Origin of the sequence: Aeromonas cavernicola (assembly GCF_002795305.1) — a bacterium.
In the GTDB taxonomy this organism is placed as follows: domain Bacteria; phylum Pseudomonadota; class Gammaproteobacteria; order Enterobacterales; family Aeromonadaceae; genus Aeromonas; species Aeromonas cavernicola.
Genome location: NZ_PGGC01000247.1, coordinates 1 through 1486, shown reverse-complemented (window position 1 = coordinate 1486; position 1486 = coordinate 1). Strand labels below are relative to the sequence as shown.

Annotated in this window: 2 protein-coding genes; both read left to right on the top strand. The window is 64.1% G+C overall.

Translation table 11 applies throughout. The features are described 5' to 3' along the window. The first annotated feature begins 2 nt into the window (after positions 1-2). Positions 3-935: an isochorismatase family protein gene (locus tag CUC53_RS18265; protein WP_100295404.1), complete on the top strand. Its 933-nt coding sequence runs from the start codon at positions 3-5 to the stop codon at positions 933-935. Continuing rightward, a partial coding sequence (locus CUC53_RS18260) for an SDR family NAD(P)-dependent oxidoreductase (protein WP_100295405.1) occupies positions 932-1486 on the top strand: 555 nt, incomplete at its 3' end. The genes CUC53_RS18265 and CUC53_RS18260, both read left to right, overlap by 4 nt.

The window sequence follows — 1486 nt, the reverse complement described above, 5'->3', positions numbered from 1 at the left end:
AGATGTGTATAAGAGACAGCAATTGGCCTTTCGAACCGGGCCGCGCCGCCTTGCTGGTCCACGATATGCAGCACTATTTCGTCGATTTCTACGGGCCGGGCAATCCGCTGATCAATCAGGTCATCGACCATATCGCCAGCCTGATCCGTCAGGCGCGTGCCCTCGGTATGCCGGTGGTCTATACCGCCCAGCCTGCCCAGCAGAGTCAGGCCGATCGGGCCCTGCTCAATGACCTGTGGGGGCCGGGGCTGACCCGAGCGCCAGAGCGTCAACCGATAGTGGCGGCGCTGGCGCCCGAGCCGCAGGATACGGTGCTGACCAAGTGGCGCTACAGCGCGTTTTGCCGCTCACCGCTGGCCGAGCTGATGGCTGGCTGGGGGCGGGATCAGCTGGTGATCTGCGGCATCTACGGTCATATCGGGGTGATGCAGACGGCAGTCGACGCCTTTATGCGCGATATCCGCCCCTTCCTAGTGGCCGATGCCATCGCCGACTTCTCCCGCGAGGATCATCTGCTGGCGCTCTCCTATGTCAGCCGCAATGCAGGTCGGGTGATCACCGTGGCCGAGGTGATGGCTGCGGCCAGCACGCCCCCCCTAACTCGCGAGTCGCTGCGCGCTCAAGTGTTGGCACGGTTGCCTGCCGAGTTGCAGCAGGAGCAGCCTGCCGAAGAGGACAACCTGCTTGACTACGGCCTCGACTCGCTGACGGTGATGGGGTTGGTGGCGGAGTGGCGCCAGCAGGGGCAGCTGGTGGAGCTGGCCGAGCTGGCCCGCAACCCGACCTTGGCCCACTGGTGGACGCTCCTCTCCCGTCAGCCCAATGTCAGTCAGCCTAATGTCAGTCAAGCCAAGGTCAGTCAGCTCAATGTCAGTCAGGACAAGGCTCATCAGGTCAACGAAGATCACGTCAGCGAGCTGGAGTGCACCCCATGAGCGAGTGGCAAGGGCGAACCGTCTGGGTGACCGGCGCAGCGCAGGGGATTGGCCATGCGGTGGCCCGCACTTTTGCCGAGGCGGGGGCCAGCGTGGTAGCGCTCGATCTGCAACTGGCTGAAGCGCTGCCCGGCAACGTGAAAGGGGTGATGCTCGACGTGAGTGACAGCGAGGCCGTGGCCCGCTGCTGCGAACAGCTGTTAAGGGAGGGGCTGGGGCCCGATGTGCTAGTCAATGTCGCTGGCGTGCTAACCACTGGCAGGCTTGATGAAGTGGACGATGTCCTCTTGCTGCGCACTTTTTCCGTCAACACCTTCGCCCCCTTCTACCTGATGCGGGCCCTGACCCCTTGGTTTCAGGCACGGCGCAGGGGCACCATCGTCAATGTCTCCTCCAATGCCGGTCGGGTGCCACGAGTGGGGATGGGCATCTATGGCGCCTCCAAGGCGGCGCTGACCAGCCTCACTCAAACGGCAGGGTTGGAGCTCGCCCCCTATGGCGTGCGCTGCAATTTGGTGTCGCCGGGCTCGACCCGCACCCCGATGCTGCGC